The following is a 17782-nucleotide window of genomic DNA, read 5'->3' on the forward strand; positions in this document are numbered from 1 at the left end:
TACTTTCTTTGCAGCAGCAAAGAAAGTGACTGCCGCCCCGCACAGGGGCAACGCTAATAGACCACTAAAAAATCGGGATCCGGCGAAATCAAAGCAAAGCGAAGCGAAGCAAAGCAAGCAGACGCCGCCCCGCACAGGGGCAACGCAAATCGACCGACACGATCACGGGATCCGGCGAAATCAAAAAAACCAAACCCTCAATGCCCCCGCCGCCCCAACAAACTCACGCCATAAACGACCGCGGCGAGCATCGTGATCCAGAAGCTCGTCGGCCAGTCCGAGTAATACGCGAGCGCGAGCCCGACCCACGCCTGCCCGAGCGCAAGAACAGCCGCTAGAATCAACCCCGACGACAACCGCGTCGTCACATTCTGCGCTGCCGCCGCGGGTCCGACCATCAACGCGAACACGAGCAGTACGCCGACGATCTGCGTACAAGCCGCGACCGCAAGCGCGGTGATCGCGAGAAACAGCACGGAAACGAGCCGCAACGACACGCCTTTGGCCTCCGCGAGTTCCGGCTGCAACGAAGCGAAAAGCAGTGGCCGCATGATGCACGCGAGCGCGCCGAGACTCACGACGGCGAGTCCCGCCAGCACGACAAGCGTGTCATGGCTCACGCCGAGCACGTTGCCGAAAAGAAGCGCCGTGGCCTGCGTCGCATACGCGGTGAAGAAGTGCAGAAACAGCAAGCCGAAGCCGAGCGATAGCGAAAGAATCACGCCGATCGCTACATCGCGGCCCGAAAGCCGCTCGCCGAGCGCGCCCATGCCCACGCCCGCCGCGAGCGTGAATCCGACCATCCCCCAGAGCGGCGACATGCCGAGCAACACCGCGCCCGTCGCGCCGGTAAAGCCGACGTGCGAAAGCGCGTGGCCCGCGAAAGTCTGCCCACGCAGCACGAGAAAGTACCCGACGATCCCCGACAGCACCGCGACGATCCCCGACGCCGCGAACGCATTCACCATGAAGTCGTATTCGAACATTGTGCTTTCTATTTAACGTGGCTGTGGCCGTGGCTATGCTCATGGCCGTGATCGTGTTCATGCTCGTGTTCGTGCTCTTCGCCCTCCTCGTGCGCGTGATCGAGCTTGTCGATCTCGACATCGCCCGACATCACGAAGATGCGGCCGTTCACGCGCATCACGTCGATGGGCGAGCCGTACAGACGCGACAGCACCGGCTTCGAGATGACTTCGTCGACGGTGCCGAGCGCCGCGCGCCCGCTGCCGAGATACAGCACGCGGTCGAGCGAATTGAGCAGCGGATTGAGTTCGTGCGCGGAGAACAGCACGGTGATGTTCAGCTCGCGCTGCACGCGCCTCACGAGTTCGACGACGCCTGTCTGATGCCGCGGATCGAGGCTGATGAGCGGTTCGTCGAGCAGCAGGAGACGCGGATTGCCGAGCAGACATTGCGCGAGCAACAAACGCTGACGCTCCCCGCCCGACAGTTCCGACAGCGGACGCGAAGCCAGTTGATGCGCGCCGACGAGCTCGAGCACGCGCTCGACGTCCGCGCGGATGCGCGCGTTGCGATGCGGCAGTCCCCACTGATGGCCGTCGGCCGCCATCGCGACGAAATCGCGGCCCAGCACGCGCCGGTTCGCGAGCCCCGTGCGAATCTGCGGCATATAGCCGATCGACGGATTGCCGCGAACGACCGCTTCGCCGTTCACGCGGATCGTCCCGCTCTTGACGGGCACGAGCCCAAGCAGCGCCCGCATCAACGTGGTCTTGCCCGCGCCGTTCGGCCCGAGCACGCCGATGAACTCGCCGTTGCGCACCGTGAAGCTCGTGTCGTTGAGAATCTCGCGCCCGCCGAGCGCGAGCGTCACGCGGTCGACTTCGAGCGCGGTCTGCGTCGTTGCGGCGGCGTTCATCGCTGCCATCCTTGCAAAGCGCCCGCGAGCGCGTCGAGCTGCGACTGCATCCATTGCTGATAGGTCAGCTTCGCCGGCAAAGTCTCCGTCACGCTGATGCTCGGCACATGCGCGTCCTTCGCGATGTCGAGCAGGCGCCTGGTCAGCGCGCCGGTCGCCTGGCTGTTGTAGATGAGCACGTGCACGCGGCGCTCGCGCAGATCCTTCTCGAACGCGGCGATATCGCCAGGGCTCGGCTCGGTCTCGTTCATCGACGCCAGCTGGAAGCGCTGGTTGCGCATTTCGAAGCCGATCGCATCGGCCATGTAGCCGAACACCGGCTCGGTCGCCGTGACGGGCACGCCCTTGTAATGCGACTTCATCTGCGCGACGGTCGCGTCGATGGGTTTCATCGAGGCGAGGAAGGTCGCGAGGCGCGCATCGTAATCGCTCTTGTGCGACGGGTCCGCGCTCACGAGATACGCGCTCACCGCTTTCGCGACGACGGGCATCGTCGCCGGGTCGTACCAGAGGTGCGGATTGTCGCCGGCTTTCCTGCCGACGAGCTTCGCCGCGACGATCAACGTGCGCTTGTCATTGCTCTTCGATGCCGCGAGCAACTTGTCCATCCACGGATCGTAGTCCGCGCCGTTATAGACGACGAGCGCCGCGTGCTGCAACGCGCGCGCGGTCTTCGGACTGGCTTCGAACAGATGCGGGTCTTCGTCGGGATTGCTGAGAATGCTCGTCACTTGCACGTGATCGCCGCCGAGCTGGCGGATGACGTCGCCGTAGAAGTTCTCCGCGGCGACGACCGGCACGCGCGCGGTCTGTGCCGATGCCGCGTTGCAGAAGCCGAGCGCGACGGCGAAGCAGGTCAGGGCGTGCGCGAATTTCATCGATGTCCTTTCTGAATGATTGTTCTCGGGATGAAGCGATTCAGCCGCCGCGATGCTTTCTCTGGCAATCCGCGCACAGCCCGCTCAACTCGACGACCTGGTGATGCACCTGGAAGCCGTGCGCGGGCGGACTCGCCGACAGCGACGACGCGAGTTCGCGCCCCTGGATTTCGAGCGTCTCGCCGCATTCGTCGCAGATGAGGAACTGGCTCTCGTGCGGCTTGCCCGCATCGCAGCACGCGATGAACGCGTTCTTCGATTCGATCCGATGCACGAAGCCGTTCTCGACGAGAAACTCCAGCGCGCGGTACACGGTCGTCGGCGGCACGCGCGCGCCGCGTTGCGGCTCCATCGCGTCGATGAGGTCGTAGGCGCCGATCGGCCTGTGAGCCTTCAGCACGAGTTCGTATACCTGGCGACGCAGCGGCGTGAGCGCGACGCCGCGTTCGAGGGCGAGCGCTTCGGCCCGCGCCAGCATGGTTTCGACGGATGCGGTCATGTCATGTCGGCCGCGCGGAACGCGGCCATGCTAAGGGTTGATGCATGAGCGGAGGCGCCGCTCGTCGGATGGTTTCGAGATGATATAACGTATCGCTCCCAATCGCACGTCCGAAGCGTCATTACTTTCGCTCGGACGCGGAACGCGACTTGCTCCCGAAGGCTTGCCGGACGGGTTTTCCCGAGGTTTTTGGACGATTGCGCGTCGCAACATCGAAACCTGTGCCGATGCCTTGACACGATCACGCGCAACGCCGATCATTCGATCAAACAGAGAGCAATTGTTCATTCGCAGAGCGTTCGCTCACCACGAACGAACGAAGCGAAGAATCGGAGACATCGGTGAGACTGAGAGACAAGGTCGCGATCATCACGGGTGCCGCGAGCGGTATCGGCGAGGCGGTCGCACGGCGTTATCTGGAGGAAGGCGCGCAGGTCGTCGTCGTCGACGTGAAGGACGAGCGCGACATGGCCCAGCGCTTCACCGATCTGTCCGACGCTTGCGCGCGTGTGCTCGCGCTCAAGGCCGACGTCACGCAGCGCGAAGAGATCGCGCGCATCGTTGCGCGCACCGTCGAGCGATTCGGCGGCATCGACATTCTCTTCAACAACGCGGCGCTCTTCGACATGCGCCCGATCCTCGATGAATCCTGGGACGTCTACGACCGTCTCTTCGCGGTCAACGTGAAGGGCATGTTCTTCCTGATGCAGGCCGTCGCCCAACGGATGGTCGATCAGGGGCGCGGCGGCAAGATCATCAATATGTCATCGCAAGCCGGCCGGCGCGGCGAGGCGCTCGTCTCGCATTACTGCGCGACCAAGGCGGCGGTGATCAGTTATACGCAGTCGGCGGCGCTCGCGCTGGCGAAAGCGCGTATCAACGTGAACGGCATTGCGCCGGGTGTCGTCGATACCCCGATGTGGAAGGAAGTCGACGCGCTCTTCGTGCGTTACGAAAACCGTCCGCTCGGCGAGAAGAAGCGGCTCGTCGGCGAGGAAGTGCCGCTCGGGCGCATGGGCGTGCCCGCTGATCTGACGGGCGCGGCGCTCTTTCTGGCGTCGTCGGATTCGGATTACATCACCGCGCAGACGATCAATGTCGACGGCGGCAACTGGATGAGTTGATGCACCGCACCCGCGCTGTGTGCGGCTTGAAGCGTGGGAAGCACCGTCTATAGTGAAACGGCGTCGCGGCGAATGCGCCCGGCGTGCGCAGTGCGGCAACAAGGATAACCCCGGCAACCACGCGATCCACGATCGCGCATCCTCGAAAGCAGGCAGCGGCATACACGGCGCTTGGGGTCATGCATCGAGACCATCGGCAGCGCCCGTGCCAACAAAAAGGAGACACACTCAAATGAAACGCACTCAACGCATCGTTCGAGCCCAACCGCGCGCGCGTCGCGCTCCGTTCGTGACCGGGGCACTGTCCGCCGCGCTGGCCGCGGCGGCGCTCGTGCCGCTGTCGGGGCATGCCGCGACGACCATCACGATCGCGACGCTGAACAACCCGGACATGATCGAGCTGAAGAAGCTCGCGCCGGCGTTCGAGAAGGCGAACCCGGACATCCAGTTGAAATGGGTGATTCTCGAAGAGAACGTGCTGCGCCAGCGCGCCACGACCGACATCACGACCAACAGCGGCCAGTTCGACGTGATCACCATCGGCACGTACGAGGCACCGCAGTGGGGCAAGCGCGGCTGGCTCTCGCCGATGACCGGCCTGCCCGCCAACTACGATCTCGACGATGTCGTGAAGACCGCGCGCGACGGCCTGTCGTACAACGGCCAGCTCTATGCGCTGCCGTTCTACGTCGAAAGCTCGATGACGTACTACCGCAAGGATCTGTTCCAGGCCGCCGGCCTGAAAATGCCGGATCAGCCGACCTACGATCAGATCAAGCAGTTCGCAGACAAGCTCACCGACAAGTCCAAAGGCCAGTACGGCATCTGCCTGCGCGGCAAGGCCGGCTGGGGCGAGAACATGGCGTATGTGTCGACGGTCGTGAACACGTTCGGCGGCGAGTGGTTCAACGAGAAGTGGCAGGCGCAGCTCGACACGCCCGAATGGAAGAAGGCGGTCGGCTTCTACGCCGACCTGCTGAAGAACGATGGCCCGCCGGGAGCGAGCTCCAACGGCTTCAACGAAAACCTCACGCTGATGTCCTCCGGCAAGTGTGCGATGTGGATCGACGCGACCGTCGCGGCGGGCATGCTCTACAACAAGTCGCAGTCGCAGGTGTCGGACAAGATCGGCTTCGCGGCGGCGCCGGTCGCCGTCACGCCGAAGGGCTCGCACTGGCTGTGGTCGTGGTCGCTTGCGATTCCGAAGACGTCGAAGCAGCAGGACGCCGCGAAGAAGTTCGCCGCGTGGGCGACGTCGAAGGAATACATCGAGATGGTGGGCAAGGACGAAGGCTGGGCGTCGGTGCCGCCGGGCACGCGCAAGTCGACCTACGCGCGTCCCGAGTACAAGCAGGCCGCGCCGTTCGGCGACTTCGTGCTGAAGGCGATCGAGACGGCGGACCCGAACGACGCGACCCTTCACAAGGTGCCGTATAGCGGCATCCAGTTCGTTGGCATTCCGGAGTTCCAGTCGTTCGGCACGGTGGTCGGTCAGTCGATCGCGGGTGTCGTCGCGGGTCAGACGAGCGTCGACAACGCGTTGAAGGCGGCCAACGCCGCGGCGGATCGCGCCGTGAAGCAGGCGGGCTATCAGAAGTAAATCCTGTCGTAACGGGCCGCTTCGCCAGATGCGGCCCGCGAGGCATCATCGAGAGGTGACACGATGAGTCAACTGAATCCCCCCATCACCGATCATCATCTGGAGGAGTCCGCGGCCGAGCGCGACAAGCGGCGCGCGAAGTCCGTGCGATGGCTGATCTCGCCGTCGACCGGACTGCTCTTCCTGTGGATGGCCATTCCGCTCGCGATGACGATCTGGTTTTCGTTCTCGCGCTACAACCTGTTGAATCCCGATGTCAAAGGTTTCGCGGGATTCGACAATTTCGAGTTTCTCGTCACCGATCCGGCGTTCGGACCGTCGATCGGACACACGCTGACGCTGATCATTTCGGTGCTCGTGATCACGGTCGTGGGCGGCGTGCTGCTCGCCGTGCTGTTCGATCGCAAGTTCTTCGGGCAGGGCATCGCGCGTCTGCTCGTGATCGCGCCGTTCTTCGTGATGCCGACGGTTTCCGCGCTCATCTGGAAGAACATGATCCTGCATCCGGTCTACGGCCTCATCGCCGGCCTGATGCGCTCGATGGGCATGCAGCCGATCGACTGGTTCGCCGACTATCCGCTTTTCGCGGTGATCGTGATCGTCGCGTGGCAGTGGCTGCCGTTCGCGTTCCTCATTCTCTTCACGGCGATTCAGTCGCTCGATCAGGAACAGAAGGAAGCGGCGCGCATCGATGGCGCGGGCCCGTTCGCGATGTTCTTCTTCATCACGCTGCCACACCTGAAGCGCGCGGTCGCCGTGGTCGTGATGATGGAGACCATCTTCCTGCTGTCGATCTTCGCGGAAATCTACACGACGACGGGCGGCGGCCCCGGCACCGCGACGACCAATCTGTCGTACCTGATCTATGCGCTCGGCCTGCAACAGTTCGACGTCGGTCTCGCATCGGCGGGCGGCATCCTCGCGGTCATTCTCGCCAACATCGTCGCGTTCTTCCTCGTGAGAATGCTCGCGAAGAACCTGAAAGGGGAATACGAGTCATGAGCACACAATCGGTTGGTGGACCGCCGCGCGCCTCCGCGCTCGATATCGTCAAGAACGTGGTGCCGGGCATCGTCGCGTGGATCGTGTCCATCCTGCTGTTCTTCCCGATCTTCTGGATGACGATCACCGCTTTCAAGACCGAGCAGCAGGCATATTCATCGTCGCTGTTTTTCACGCCGACGCTGGAAAGCTTCCGCGAAGTCTTCGCGCGCAGCAACTACTTCGGCTTCGCGTGGAATTCGGTGCTGATCTCGCTGGGCGTCACGGTGATCTGCCTGCTTCTCGCCGTGCCTTGCGCCTACGCGATGGCCTTCTTCCCGACGAAGAAGACGCAGTCGGTCCTGCTGTGGATGCTGTCGACGAAGATGATGCCGTCGGTCGGCGTGCTCGTGCCGATCTATCTGCTGTGGAAGAACACGGGCCTGCTCGACACGGTGTCGGGTCTCGTGATCGTGTACACGCTGATCAATCTGCCGATCGCCGTGTGGATGGCCTACACCTACTTCAACGAAGTGCCGAAGGACATTCTGGAAGCGGGCCGCATCGACGGCGCGACGACCTGGCAGGAGATCGTCTATCTGCTGATGCCGATGGCATTGCCCGGTCTCGCGTCGACGGGCTTGCTCCTGATCATCCTGTCGTGGAACGAGGCGTTCTGGAGCATCAACCTGTCGAGCTCGAACGCGGCGCCGCTGACAGTGTTCATCGCGTCGTATTCGAGTCCGGAAGGCTTGTTCTGGGCGAAGCTTTCGGCGGCTTCACTGCTTGCGGTCGCGCCGATCCTGATCGTCGGCTGGGTCTCGCAGAAGCAACTGGTCCGCGGCCTTACGTTTGGCGCGGTGAAGTGAGGACGCGCTCGTGAACCTCACTCCATCCAGAGAGGCCAATCTCGAAGATCGCCTGCTGATCTGCGATTGCGACGGCGTGCTGATCGACAGCGAAGCGGTGGCGGCGCGCATGCTCGTGAGCGAATTGCAGTCGCTGTGGCCGGGCGTCGATGTCGAGCCGGTCGTGATGCCGCTGCTCGGCCTGCGCATCGAGGCGGTGCTAGCGAGCGCCTCCGATACGGTGAACCGCACGCTGACGCACGATCAGGTCATCGCGATCCGGCGCGCCGTCGAGGCTGCGGCGATGCAGGCGCCGACGGTTCCGGGCATCGCCGAGGCGCTCGCGGCCGTGCCCTTCACGAAGGCGTGCGCGAGCAACAGCTTTTCCACTTATGTCGATGCCGTGCTCCAGCGCACGGGCCTGCTGCGCTTTTTCGGCGAACGACGTTTCTGCGCGGACATGGTCGCGAATCCGAAGCCCGCGCCCGACGTCTATCTCGCGGCGGCGCGCGCGATGCGCATCGATCCGCTGCGCTGCCTCGTCGTCGAGGACAGCGTGACCGGCGTGACGGCGGCGCGGGCGGCGGGCATGCCGGTGCTGGGCTTCATCGGCGGCGGGCACGCGACCGAAGGACAGATCGGCGCGCTGGAGAAAGCGGGCGCGCAGGCGGTATTCGACGACATGACGCGATTGCCTGCGCTTGTCGAGCAATGGCTGCAGAACGCGACGTTCGAAATCAGATAGCGGGCGCGTTTGTCGCATCGCTAATGAAGACTGGGAGACACACACCATGGCTAGCCTGACACTGCGCAACATCAGCAAGCGATATGAAGAAACCGAGGTGATGCGCAACATCAACCTCGATATCAACGACGGCGAGTTCGTCGTGTTCGTGGGCCCGTCGGGCTGCGGCAAGTCGACGCTGATGCGCATGATCGCGGGTCTCGAAGACATCAGCGGCGGCGACCTGATGATCGACAACGCGCGCGTGAACGAACTGCCGCCCGCGAAGCGCGGCATCGCGATGGTGTTTCAGTCGTACGCGCTCTATCCGCACATGACGCTCTACGACAACATGGCGTTCGGCCTCAAGCTCGCGGGCGAGAAGAAGCCCGCGATCGACGCCGCCGTGAAGAACGCCGCGAAGATCCTGCACATCGACCATCTGCTCGATCGCAAGCCGAAGCAGCTTTCGGGCGGCCAGCGACAGCGCGTGGCGATCGGGCGCGCGATCACGCGCAAGCCGAAGGTCTTTCTCTTCGACGAGCCGCTCTCGAACCTCGATGCCGCGCTGCGCGTGAAGATGCGCCTCGAATTCGCGCGCCTGCACGACGACCTCAAGACGACGATGATCTACGTGACGCACGATCAGGTCGAGGCGATGACGCTCGCGGACAAGATCGTCGTGTTGTCGGCGGGGAACATCGAGCAGGTCGGCACGCCGAACACGCTGTATCACGCGCCGGCGAACCGCTTCGTCGCGGGCTTCATCGGCTCGCCGAAGATGAACTTTCTCTCGGGCACGGTCGCGCAGATTCAGAGCGACGGCGTGCTCGTGAAGTACGCGACGGGCGAGACGCAGCTCGTCGGCGTGCTGCCGGGCAATGCGAAACCGGGCGATGCGGTGACGGTCGGCGTTCGGCCCGAGCATCTGCAGCCGAACTCGCCGGAAGCGGGCGATTACGGCCTCTCCGCGACGGCGATGACCGTCGAAACGCTCGGCGACGCGGCGTATCTGTATGCGGAGACCGAAGTCGCGCCGGATGGCCTGATCTCGCGCATTCCGCCGCTCGAAAAGCACGCGCGCGGCGAGAAGTTGAAGCTCGGCGCATCGCCGGAGCATTGCCATCTGTTTAGCGCGGAAGGGCAGGCCTTTACGCGCAAGGTCGTCGATTCGTGGCTGCGCGAGCACGCGACGGCGGCTTGAGTTCGAGCTTTCAACGCGGCGCCGTTCGGACGGACGGCGCCGCTGTTTTTTGGGACGTAGGATAATCGTGAACGCGACCGGTCACGTCCGATGACCGGCTCATCCCACACGATCCTGCCATGCCCGTCCTGAACGAACTCTTCGTCTATCCGATCAAGTCTTGCGCGGGCATTTCGCTGCGTCGCGCGACGCTCTTCGAAACCGGCCTCGAATACGATCGCCACTGGATGGTGACCGACCCGGCGGGCGGGATGTTCACGCAGCGCGCGCATTCGCGCATGGCGTTGATCGAGACCGCGTTCGATGGCGACGAACTCGTCATCGATGCGCCCGGCATGCCGACGCTGCGTACGCCCTTGCGCGCCGAAGCGCTCGCGGACGCGAAGCCGATTCGTGCGACGGTCTGGCGCGATACTGTCGATGCGCTCGACACGGGCGAGCACACCGCGCAATGGTTCAGCGCGTTCCTCGGCATCGCCGCGCGTCTCGCGCGTTTCGCGCCGACTGCACGGCGAGATGTCACGGACGAATGGACTGCTCCCCACAGCACGCACACACGTTTCGCGGATCAGTTTCCGTTGCTGGTGGTCGGCCAGGCGTCGCTCGACGATCTCAACGCGCGGTTGTCCATCAAAGGTGCGCCGGGCATCGCGGCCAATCGTTTCCGTCCGAATCTGGTGATCGGCGGGCTCGATGCATACGAAGAGGATTTCGTCGGCGATATGCAGATCCGCGCGCCGGGACGCGATGTGCAATTGCGCCTCGTGAAGCTGTGCACGCGCTGCCCGATTCCTTCTATCGATCAGGACACGGGTGCGCCGAATCCCGCATGGCCGCACGAACCGCTCGACACGATGAGCGCGTATCGCGGGAGCGATCAGTTCGACGGCGCGCTCACCTTCGGCAAGAACGCGATCATTCTCGAAGGCGACGGCGTCGCGCTGGAGGTCGGGCAGAAAGTGGAGGCCGAGATCGAATTCTGAGCATTCACGCTTCGAGTGCCGCCTTCGCGCACAACTCATCGGTCACCAGCCCGGACAGCCATTGCCCCTTCAACGCGGCGACGAGTGCTTCGCGCTTCCTCTGTCCGCCCGCGAAGCCGATCGTCGGGCGTTTGGGCGGCGAGTCCAGCGCGAGGCTCGTCGCGCGCGCGCCGGTTTTCGATTTCACGCGCTTGCCTTGCGCATCGATCGGCAGGCCGAGCCATTCGGCCACCGCGCCTGTCTGCATCAACTCGTCCACTTCCGCGCGCGTGATGAAGCCGTCCTCGTGCAGCGGGCAGTTCACGCCCACATTGCCGATTCCGACGAACGCGACATCCGCCTGCTGCGCCAGCTCGCTGACGATGCGATACAGCCGGTGATTGAGCCACTGCGCGCGTTCGGTTTCGCTGTCGGCCATGAGCGGCGCGGGCAACATGAAATGCTTGCCGCCGGTCTTTTCCGATAGCTGCTGCGCGACGTCGTAACGATTCGACGAGCCGTCCTGCGCGATGGCGCCGACCATCGATACGAATCGATGCTGCGGCCGGTCGAGCTGTCCGATCTGCGCGACGCAGGCCTTCAACGTGCGCCCGCTGCCGATCGACACGACGAGCGGCTTTTCTTCCAGCAGATAGCGCTCCATCACCTGCGCGCCCGCGACGGCGAGCTTGCGGTCGATCTGTTCGGGCGCATCGCCGTCGATGGGCACGACTTCGCACATCGCGAGGCCGTAGCGGTCGCTGAGCGCCTTCGCGAGCGACAGGCAATCGGCGATGCGATGATCGACCCGGACGCGGATCAGGTTCTTTTCGACAGCGAATGCGACGAGTCGCTGCGCCACCGGGCGCGAGATCTGCAGCTTTTCGGCGATCTCGTTTTGGGTGTTGCCGGCGACGTAGTACAGCCACGCTGCGCGCGTCGCGAGGTCGAGTTTTTCGGTGGACTTGGGCACTGTGGTGGTTCTTGCTTGATGTTTTTTTTGAGGTGAGTGCTTCGATTTCGCCGGATCCCGATTTCGTGTTGGTCTATTAGCTCTGCCCCTGTGCGGGGCGGCAGTCACTTTCTTTGCTGCTGCAAAGAAAGTAACCAAAGAAAGCAGCTCTCCCCATCCAAAGTACTCCACGCCGGCCGCGGCACAGGCGATTGGCCTAATGGTGCGCCCTTAGCAAGTGCCCTCACAAGCAGAACACCGCTTGGATCGCGCACGGTCCGTCTCATCGCACCGCGATGCTTGCGGGTTCAGCACGAAATAGCTCCGGCCCGCTACGCGGCCGATGGGTCCATCGGGTCGGCGCGTGCTTCTTTGCTAACGCTTCCATCTCACTGCAATTGCCCCTGGTTGGTTTCCGTTGCAGGCCCGGCGGCAGCGCGTAGCGCTGTGCCGAAGCTCTTTCGTGCTGAACCAGTGCCCTCAAATGACTAGCTTGTCAGACCGTGTGCGAGCCGAGCCGTGTTCTGCTTGTGAGGGCACTCGCTACGGGCGGACCATTAGGCCAATCGCCTGTGCCGCGGCCGGTGTGAGGTACTTTGGATGGGGAGAGCTGCTTTCTTTGGTTACTTTCTTTGCAGCAGCAAAGAAAGTGACTGCCGCCCCGCACAGGGGCAACGCCAATAGACCACTAAAAAATCGGGATCCGGCAAAAAACACCCGCCGCCACGCCCCCCCATTCCATCCAAGCCCAAGAGCCTCACAAAATCAAGCCAACCTCGGCCGCGCCGAATCAAACAACGGCCTCACATGCTGATACAACTCCCGAAACCCCTTCAACCGCTGTCGAAGCAGCGCATGCCGCTCCGCATTCGGCGTGAATTCCTGCTTGATCTCGGGTTTCGCCAGCACCGTCGCCGGGTCGCCGCCCGCCGCGAGCCAGCCGAGCCGCGCTGCGCCCAGCGCCGCTCCGGTCTCGCCGCCGCCGTGCGTGCGCGTCGGGGTATCGAAGGCATCCGCGAACATCTGCGCCCAGTACGCGCTGCGCGCACCGCCGCCGAGCATCGACAGCGCGCGCGCCTGCGTTCCCGCCGATTGGAGCGCGTCGAGACCATCGGTGAGCGAGAGCGTCACGCCTTCCAGCACCGAGTAGCCGAGCAACGCGCGATCGGTCGCATGCGTCATGCCGAAGAACACGCCCTGCGCATACGGATCGTTGTGCGGCGTGCGCTCGCCGCTCAGATACGGCAGGAACAAAGGCGCGGACGGCAGCACATCGGCGGGCAGCGCCTCGATCTCCGCAAGCAGGGTCGGCTCGTCCGTCGACGTGAGTTTGCATACCCAGCGCAGGCAACTCGCCGCCGACAGCACCACGCTCATCTGATGCCAGCGATCCGGAATCGCATGGCAGAACGCATGCACCGCGGAAGCCGGATTCGGCCGGAAGCGATCGCCGATCACGCACAGCACGCCCGATGTGCCGAGCGACAGAAAGCCATCGCCCGGATCGGTCGCGCCGATGCCCACCGCGCTTGCGGCATTGTCGCCGCCGCCCGCCGCGACGATCACGCCGTCGCGCAAACCGAATTCGCGCGCGAGCTCGGGCCGCAATGTGCCCGACGGCTCGCTGCCCTCGGCGAGCGATGGCATCTGCTGGCGCGACATGCTGCACGCGGCCAGCAGCTCGTCGGACCAGTCGCGGCGCGCGACATCGAGCCAGAGCGTGCCCGCGGCATCCGAAGGATCGGAGACCTTCGTGCCCGTCAGATGCATGCGCAGGTAATCCTTCGGCAATAGCACGCAAGCAGTCCGCCGGAAGATATCGGGTTCGTTGTGCGCGACCCAGAGCAGCTTGGGCGCGGTGAAGCCGGGCATCGCCAGATTGCCGGCGATCTCGTGCAGGTTAGGCGCGCGCTCGTAGAGTTCGGCGCATTCCTTGTCGCTGCGCATGTCGTTCCACAGGATCGCGGGGCGCAGCACGTTGTCCTGCGAATCGAGCAGCACCGCGCCGTGCATCTGACCCGAGAGGCCGATGCCGCGCACCTGCGCGAACTCGTCGGGAAATTTCTCGCGCAGCCTGAAGAGCGCGGCGCGCGTGCCTTCCCACCAGTCGAGCGGATTTTGCTCCGACCAGCGCGACTTCGGACGCGATACGGTGAACGGCGTGCCCGCCGTGCCGATGACGCTGCCGTCGCCCGCGAGCAGCAGCACTTTCACTTCGGAGGTGCCGAGGTCGATGCCTAAGTACATGAACGGACCCTTTGTCGTTGCCGGGATCGAGCCCGGCCAAAAACGAGGCGTGACGCCAATGCCGCAGGAGGCGCTAATTTAACGCCGCGCGGCGCGGCGCGCCATGGGCACATTACCCGAGCGGCGCGGCGCGCGCTTCACGTCTGCGTTTAACGTGGCGATAACATCGCCGTTATGGTTGCGCTCGCGCCCGCGCTCATGGACGGTTGGCCAGCCACGCATCGACCTTCGCGATCGCGCCGCGCATCACGCGTTCGAGCCCTTCGGTCTGCGCCATGCTGCCCCACAGGAGCTTGTCGCTCGTGAACGCCTCGATCGGATCGGGCGCCGTGAAAAAGGCATGCGCGAGCGCCGGGTCCATCACGCCGTCCTGATACGCATAAGGCAGCTTGCCTTCGTGCCAGCGTTCGAGGAAACGGAAGAACAGCGCGGGCAGGATCGCGGTCGAATCGGGATCGACCCTGCGCGCGAAGCATTCGGACAGCGTCGGCGCAATGAAGCCCGGCAGCTTCGAGAAGCCGTCCGCCGCGACGCGCTGATTCGTGTCCTTGATGTACGGATTGCTGAAGCGATCGAGCACGACATCGCGATACTTCGCGAGATCGATCGGGCTCGGCGAGAGGCAGGGAATCACGTCGTCCGTGACGTAGGCATCCGCGAGCGCGCGGATCTCCATGTCCTGCGTGCCTTCGTGGATGTATTGCAGCCCGACGAGCGTTCCCGCCCAGGCGATGCAGCTATGGCTCGCATTGAGGATGCGGATCTTCGCTTCCTCGTACGGATGCACCGATTCGACCATCTCCGCGCCGACCTTTTCCCACGCGGGCCGTCCGGCGATGAAGTTGTCCTCGATCACCCACTGGATGAACTTTTCGCCCATCACCGGCGCGTGGTCGTCGAAGCCGGTCGCGGCTTTCACGCGCTCGGCGACGTCGGGCGTCGGGCGCGGCGTGATGCGGTCCACCATCGCGTTCGGACACGAGGTGTTCGCGATCATCCAGTCGCGCAGCGCGTTCTCGCCGCGTCGTTCGAGGAATTCGAGCATGCCCGCCTTGAAGCGGTCGCCGTTGCTGCGCAGGTTGTCGCAGTTCTGCAGCGATACCTTGCCCGCGTCGGACTTCATGCGTGCATCGAGGATCGCGGCGAGGGCGCCGTAGATCGTCGTCTTCGATCCTTTCAGGTCGGCGGCCAGGTCCGGATTCGCGGTGTCGAGCTTGTCGTGCTCGTCGAGGTAATAGCCGCCTTCGGTGACGGTGAACGACACGATCTTCGTTTTCGGGTCCGCGCCCACGGCGATGAGTTCGGCCAGATCCGCGGACCACGGCACGACCTTCCTGATCGCGCGGATCGTCTCGTACTCGCGCTCGCCCTTCGGCGTGACGGTTTCGAGCGTGTACTCGCCGTTCTGCGCCGCGAGCGCATCGAGAACGGCGTTCATGTCGCCGCGAATGTTGCCGACGGCGAGTGACCAGCTTTTGTCACCCGATTCGTTCAGTCGATGCAGATACCACGCCTGGTGCGCGCGATGAAAAGACCCGGCGCCGATGTGCAGGATCACGTTGGCTTCGTTCGTCATGTCGTCTCTTCCTCTGATTGGCTGTGCGCCCGTTCTTCGCGGACGGCGGGTCGCGATGACGCGCGATGGCGCCTGCAGCGGTTGAAGCGTTTGAATCGAGCATTTGCTCTGTCGCTGGTCGAATGATCGTATTCGCCCGGACGAAAGTCAAGGCGCGCTGCCCCTGCGACGCGGCGCAATTTGCGCGCCTCGTGGCGGCGGAGAATCCTGTCCGGGCATGCGTTGCACAGGCGCTGCGGCGCAACGATTCGATCGATGCGGCCGGATCGGGAATAACCCGGATAGGCAACGTGACGGCCATTGAACGAAGGTGCGTGAGCCAAATGTCTTTTAACGCCTTTAACGATAGGCGCAAAAACAGAACGCGGGAGACGGATATGGATTACGTGATCGGCATCGACATCGGCACGCAGAGCACGAAGGCGTTGCTCGTCGATACCAGCGGCGCGATCGTCGCGCAGCATTCGAGCGCTTACCATCCTGACACGCCCAGGCCGTTATGGGCGGAGCAATGGCCTTCGGTCTGGTTCGATGCCGTGACTGAATGCATTGCCGGCGTCGTCGCCAAGGCGCGCGAGCGGGGCGTCGGCGCGAGCGACGTGAAGGCGCTGTGCGTGAGCAGCCTGTACGGCGGCTCGGGCATTCCCGTCGACGGGAACATGGAGCCGCTCCATCCGTGCCTCATCTGGATGGACCGGCGCGCGACGGCGGAGGTCGACTGGGTGCGCGAGAACGTCGACATGAAGCGGCTGGAAAAGATCACGGGCAATGGCGTCGACAGTTATTACGGTTTCACGAAGATGCTGTGGCTGCGCAACCATCGGCCCGACGTGTGGGAGAAGACGCGCTACTTTCTGCCGCCCAATGCGTTCGTGATTCAGCGTCTGACGGGCGAACTCGCCGTCGATCACAGTTCGGCGGGCAATCTCGGCGGCGTGTACGACGTCACGAAACGCGCGTGGTCGACCGAAGCCCTCGACATGCTCGGCATTCCCGCTTCGATGATGCCGCAGCGGCTCGTCGAATCGTCGGAAGCGGTGGGCGGACTGCTGCCGCAATGGGCCGACAGGCTCGGTCTCGCGGTGGGCACGCCGGTCGTGGCGGGCGGCGTCGATGCCGCGGTCGCGACGTTCGCGGCCGGTGTCACGAGGGCGGGTCATCACGTCGCGATGATCGGCACGAGCATGTGCTGGGGCTACATCAACCAGACCGTCGACGCGAGTCACGGACTCGTGTCTATGCCGCATGTCTACAACGGCAAGCGCGATCTCTATGTGTTCGGCGGCGCGAGCACGGCGGGGCAATGCGTCGCGTGGTATCGCGATCAGTTCTGCCAGGGGGAAATCGCTGCCGCGAAGGCGATGCCGCATGGCGATCCGCATCGGCTGCTGGAGGAGGCGGCGTCGAAGGTCGCGGCGGGCTCGGATGGCGTCGTGTTTCTGCCTTATCTGATGGGCGAGCGCAGTCCGGTCTGGGATGCGCGCGCGAGCGGCACGTTCGTCGGGCTCAACCTGTTTCATACGCGCGCGACGCTCTATCGCGCGGTGCTGGAAGGCGTCGCGTTCGCGCTGAAGCACAACATGGAGGCGGGGCGGCGCGGCGCGCAATCGCTCGATGACCGGTTGATCGTGGTCGGCGGTGCGGCGCATTCGGATCTGTGGATGCAGATCATCGCCGATGTCACCGGATATCCGGTGCTGTCGATCGAACAGGATGTCGAAGCACCGATGGGCGCGGCGTTGCTGGCCGCGTTGGGCGTCGGGCTTGTGTCGCGGGAGACGGCGGAAGGCGGGTGGGTCACGCTCGTCGAGCGGGCGCAGCCGGATGTGGAGCGGCAGAGGGTTTATGCGCAACGCTTCGGCGTCTATCTCGATCTGTATCCGGCTTTGAAGCCGTTGATGCATCGGTTGAGGGTTGAATGATTGGTTTGTTTTTTGTTTTTTGTTTTTGCTCTTGCTTGATTGTCGGGGAAGCCTGTCTTCGCGTCGGTCTATTAGCTCTGCCCCTGTGCGGGGCGGCAGTCACTTTCTTTGCTGCTGCAAAGAAAGTAACCAAAGAAAGCAGCTATCCCCATCCAAAGTACCTCACACCGGCCGCGGCACAGGCGATTGGCTGAATGGTCCGCCAGTAGGGAGTGCCCTCACAAGCAGAACACGGCTCGGCTCGCACACGGTCTGACAAGCTAGTCATTTGAGGGCACGGGTTCAGCACGAAACAGCACCGGCACAGCGCTACGCGCTGCCGCCGGGTCCACAAGGGAAACCAGCGGGCTGCACATGCAGTGAGATGGAAGCGTTAGCAAAGA

General features: G+C 63.9%; 16 protein-coding genes. 9 read left to right on the forward strand and 7 right to left on the reverse strand.

From position 1 onward, the window contains the following. Positions 1 to 197 precede the first annotated feature (197 nt). From U4Y90_RS35270 to U4Y90_RS35285, 4 genes are read right to left on the reverse strand one after another with little or no spacing between them, the layout of a single operon-like run. A complete protein-coding gene (locus U4Y90_RS35270; RefSeq protein ID WP_321801693.1) occupies positions 198 to 986 on the reverse strand; it encodes a metal ABC transporter permease in 789 nt (262 codons plus the stop codon). A gap of 8 nt (positions 987 to 994) precedes the next feature. Next, entirely contained in the window at positions 995 to 1882 is an 888-nt protein-coding gene (locus U4Y90_RS35275) for a metal ABC transporter ATP-binding protein (protein WP_321801695.1), read from the reverse strand. Further along, positions 1879 to 2760 carry a metal ABC transporter solute-binding protein gene (locus tag U4Y90_RS35280; RefSeq protein WP_321801697.1) on the reverse strand — a complete coding sequence of 294 codons (882 nt, stop codon included), beginning with the start codon at positions 2758 to 2760 and terminating at the stop codon, positions 1879 to 1881. The genes U4Y90_RS35275 and U4Y90_RS35280 overlap by 4 nt, the downstream gene beginning before the upstream one ends. 40 nt (positions 2761 to 2800) lie before the next feature. Beyond that, a complete protein-coding gene (locus U4Y90_RS35285) occupies positions 2801 to 3259 on the reverse strand; it encodes a Fur family transcriptional regulator (RefSeq protein WP_321801699.1) in 459 nt (152 codons plus the stop codon). 341 nt (positions 3260 to 3600) lie between these two features. Here U4Y90_RS35285 and U4Y90_RS35290 point away from each other — a divergent pair, with 341 nt between their 5' ends. The 7 genes from U4Y90_RS35290 to U4Y90_RS35320 all read left to right on the forward strand — a co-directional run bounded on the left by U4Y90_RS35290 (position 3601) and on the right by U4Y90_RS35320 (position 10723). Beyond that, positions 3601 to 4383: an L-iditol 2-dehydrogenase gene (locus U4Y90_RS35290; protein ID WP_321801700.1), complete on the forward strand. Its 783-nt coding sequence runs from the start codon at positions 3601 to 3603 to the stop codon at positions 4381 to 4383. A gap of 232 nt (positions 4384 to 4615) precedes the next feature. Continuing rightward, entirely contained in the window at positions 4616 to 5983 is a 1368-nt protein-coding gene (locus tag U4Y90_RS35295; protein WP_321801702.1) for a sugar ABC transporter substrate-binding protein, read from the forward strand. A 63-nt stretch (positions 5984 to 6046) separates the two neighbouring features. Next, positions 6047 to 6985 (forward strand): sugar ABC transporter permease, encoded by a 939-nt coding sequence (locus U4Y90_RS35300; protein ID WP_321801704.1) that lies wholly within the window; start codon positions 6047 to 6049, stop codon positions 6983 to 6985. After that, the gene (locus U4Y90_RS35305; RefSeq protein WP_321801706.1) at positions 6982 to 7833 is read left to right on the forward strand and encodes a carbohydrate ABC transporter permease; all 852 of its coding nucleotides are present in this window, start codon (positions 6982 to 6984) and stop codon (positions 7831 to 7833) included. The genes U4Y90_RS35300 and U4Y90_RS35305 overlap by 4 nt, the downstream gene beginning before the upstream one ends. Positions 7834 to 7843: 10 nt before the next feature. After that, positions 7844 to 8557 carry an HAD-IA family hydrolase gene (locus U4Y90_RS35310; protein ID WP_321801708.1) on the forward strand — a complete coding sequence of 238 codons (714 nt, stop codon included), beginning with the start codon at positions 7844 to 7846 and terminating at the stop codon, positions 8555 to 8557. A gap of 46 nt (positions 8558 to 8603) precedes the next feature. Continuing rightward, positions 8604 to 9740, forward strand: a complete 1137-nt coding sequence (locus U4Y90_RS35315; RefSeq protein ID WP_321801710.1) for a sn-glycerol-3-phosphate ABC transporter ATP-binding protein UgpC — start codon at positions 8604 to 8606, stop codon at positions 9738 to 9740. Between the two features lie 119 nt (positions 9741 to 9859). After that, complete coding sequence (locus U4Y90_RS35320) at positions 9860 to 10723, forward strand: MOSC domain-containing protein (RefSeq protein WP_321801712.1); 864 nt, start codon at positions 9860 to 9862, stop codon at positions 10721 to 10723. 4 nt (positions 10724 to 10727) lie between these two features. On the opposite strand, the gene U4Y90_RS35325 is transcribed toward U4Y90_RS35320, so the two are convergent. From U4Y90_RS35325 to dalD, 3 genes are all read right to left on the reverse strand, one after another. Continuing rightward, positions 10728 to 11675, reverse strand: a complete 948-nt coding sequence (locus U4Y90_RS35325; protein WP_321801714.1) for a sugar-binding transcriptional regulator — start codon at positions 11673 to 11675, stop codon at positions 10728 to 10730. Positions 11676 to 12419: 744 nt separating this feature from the next. Further along, a complete protein-coding gene (gene xylB, locus U4Y90_RS35330) occupies positions 12420 to 13901 on the reverse strand; it encodes a xylulokinase (protein WP_321801715.1) in 1482 nt (493 codons plus the stop codon). Between the two features lie 196 nt (positions 13902 to 14097). Beyond that, positions 14098 to 15477: a D-arabinitol 4-dehydrogenase gene (dalD, locus tag U4Y90_RS35335; protein ID WP_321801717.1), complete on the reverse strand. Its 1380-nt coding sequence runs from the start codon at positions 15475 to 15477 to the stop codon at positions 14098 to 14100. A 377-nt stretch (positions 15478 to 15854) separates the two neighbouring features. Here dalD and U4Y90_RS35340 point away from each other — a divergent pair, with 377 nt between their 5' ends. Further along, positions 15855 to 17399 carry an FGGY-family carbohydrate kinase gene (locus tag U4Y90_RS35340; protein WP_321801719.1) on the forward strand — a complete coding sequence of 515 codons (1545 nt, stop codon included), beginning with the start codon at positions 15855 to 15857 and terminating at the stop codon, positions 17397 to 17399. Then, positions 17396 to 17593 carry a hypothetical protein gene (locus U4Y90_RS35345; RefSeq protein WP_321801721.1) on the forward strand — a complete coding sequence of 66 codons (198 nt, stop codon included), beginning with the start codon at positions 17396 to 17398 and terminating at the stop codon, positions 17591 to 17593. The genes U4Y90_RS35340 and U4Y90_RS35345 overlap by 4 nt, the downstream gene beginning before the upstream one ends. Positions 17594 to 17782: the final 189 nt, after the last annotated feature.

The organism is Caballeronia sp. J97, from assembly GCF_905220305.1.
GTDB lineage: Bacteria > Pseudomonadota > Gammaproteobacteria > Burkholderiales > Burkholderiaceae > Caballeronia.

Coding starts and splice junctions, on each gene's coding strand:
- U4Y90_RS35270 (WP_321801693.1), bottom strand. CDS start 986: ATGTTCGAATACGACTTCATGGTGAATGCGTTCGCGGCGTCGGGGATC.
- U4Y90_RS35275 (WP_321801695.1), bottom strand. CDS start 1,882: ATGAACGCCGCCGCAACGACGCAGACCGCGCTCGAAGTCGACCGCGTG.
- U4Y90_RS35280 (WP_321801697.1), bottom strand. CDS start 2,760: ATGAAATTCGCGCACGCCCTGACCTGCTTCGCCGTCGCGCTCGGCTTC.
- U4Y90_RS35285 (WP_321801699.1), bottom strand. CDS start 3,259: ATGACCGCATCCGTCGAAACCATGCTGGCGCGGGCCGAAGCGCTCGCC.
- U4Y90_RS35295 (WP_321801702.1), top strand. CDS start 4,616: ATGAAACGCACTCAACGCATCGTTCGAGCCCAACCGCGCGCGCGTCGC.
- U4Y90_RS35300 (WP_321801704.1), top strand. CDS start 6,047: ATGAGTCAACTGAATCCCCCCATCACCGATCATCATCTGGAGGAGTCC.
- U4Y90_RS35305 (WP_321801706.1), top strand. CDS start 6,982: ATGAGCACACAATCGGTTGGTGGACCGCCGCGCGCCTCCGCGCTCGAT.
- U4Y90_RS35315 (WP_321801710.1), top strand. CDS start 8,604: ATGGCTAGCCTGACACTGCGCAACATCAGCAAGCGATATGAAGAAACC.
- U4Y90_RS35320 (WP_321801712.1), top strand. CDS start 9,860: ATGCCCGTCCTGAACGAACTCTTCGTCTATCCGATCAAGTCTTGCGCG.
- xylB (WP_321801715.1), bottom strand. CDS start 13,901: ATGTACTTAGGCATCGACCTCGGCACCTCCGAAGTGAAAGTGCTGCTG.
- dalD (WP_321801717.1), bottom strand. CDS start 15,477: ATGACGAACGAAGCCAACGTGATCCTGCACATCGGCGCCGGGTCTTTT.
- U4Y90_RS35340 (WP_321801719.1), top strand. CDS start 15,855: ATGGATTACGTGATCGGCATCGACATCGGCACGCAGAGCACGAAGGCG.
- U4Y90_RS35345 (WP_321801721.1), top strand. CDS start 17,396: ATGATTGGTTTGTTTTTTGTTTTTTGTTTTTGCTCTTGCTTGATTGTC.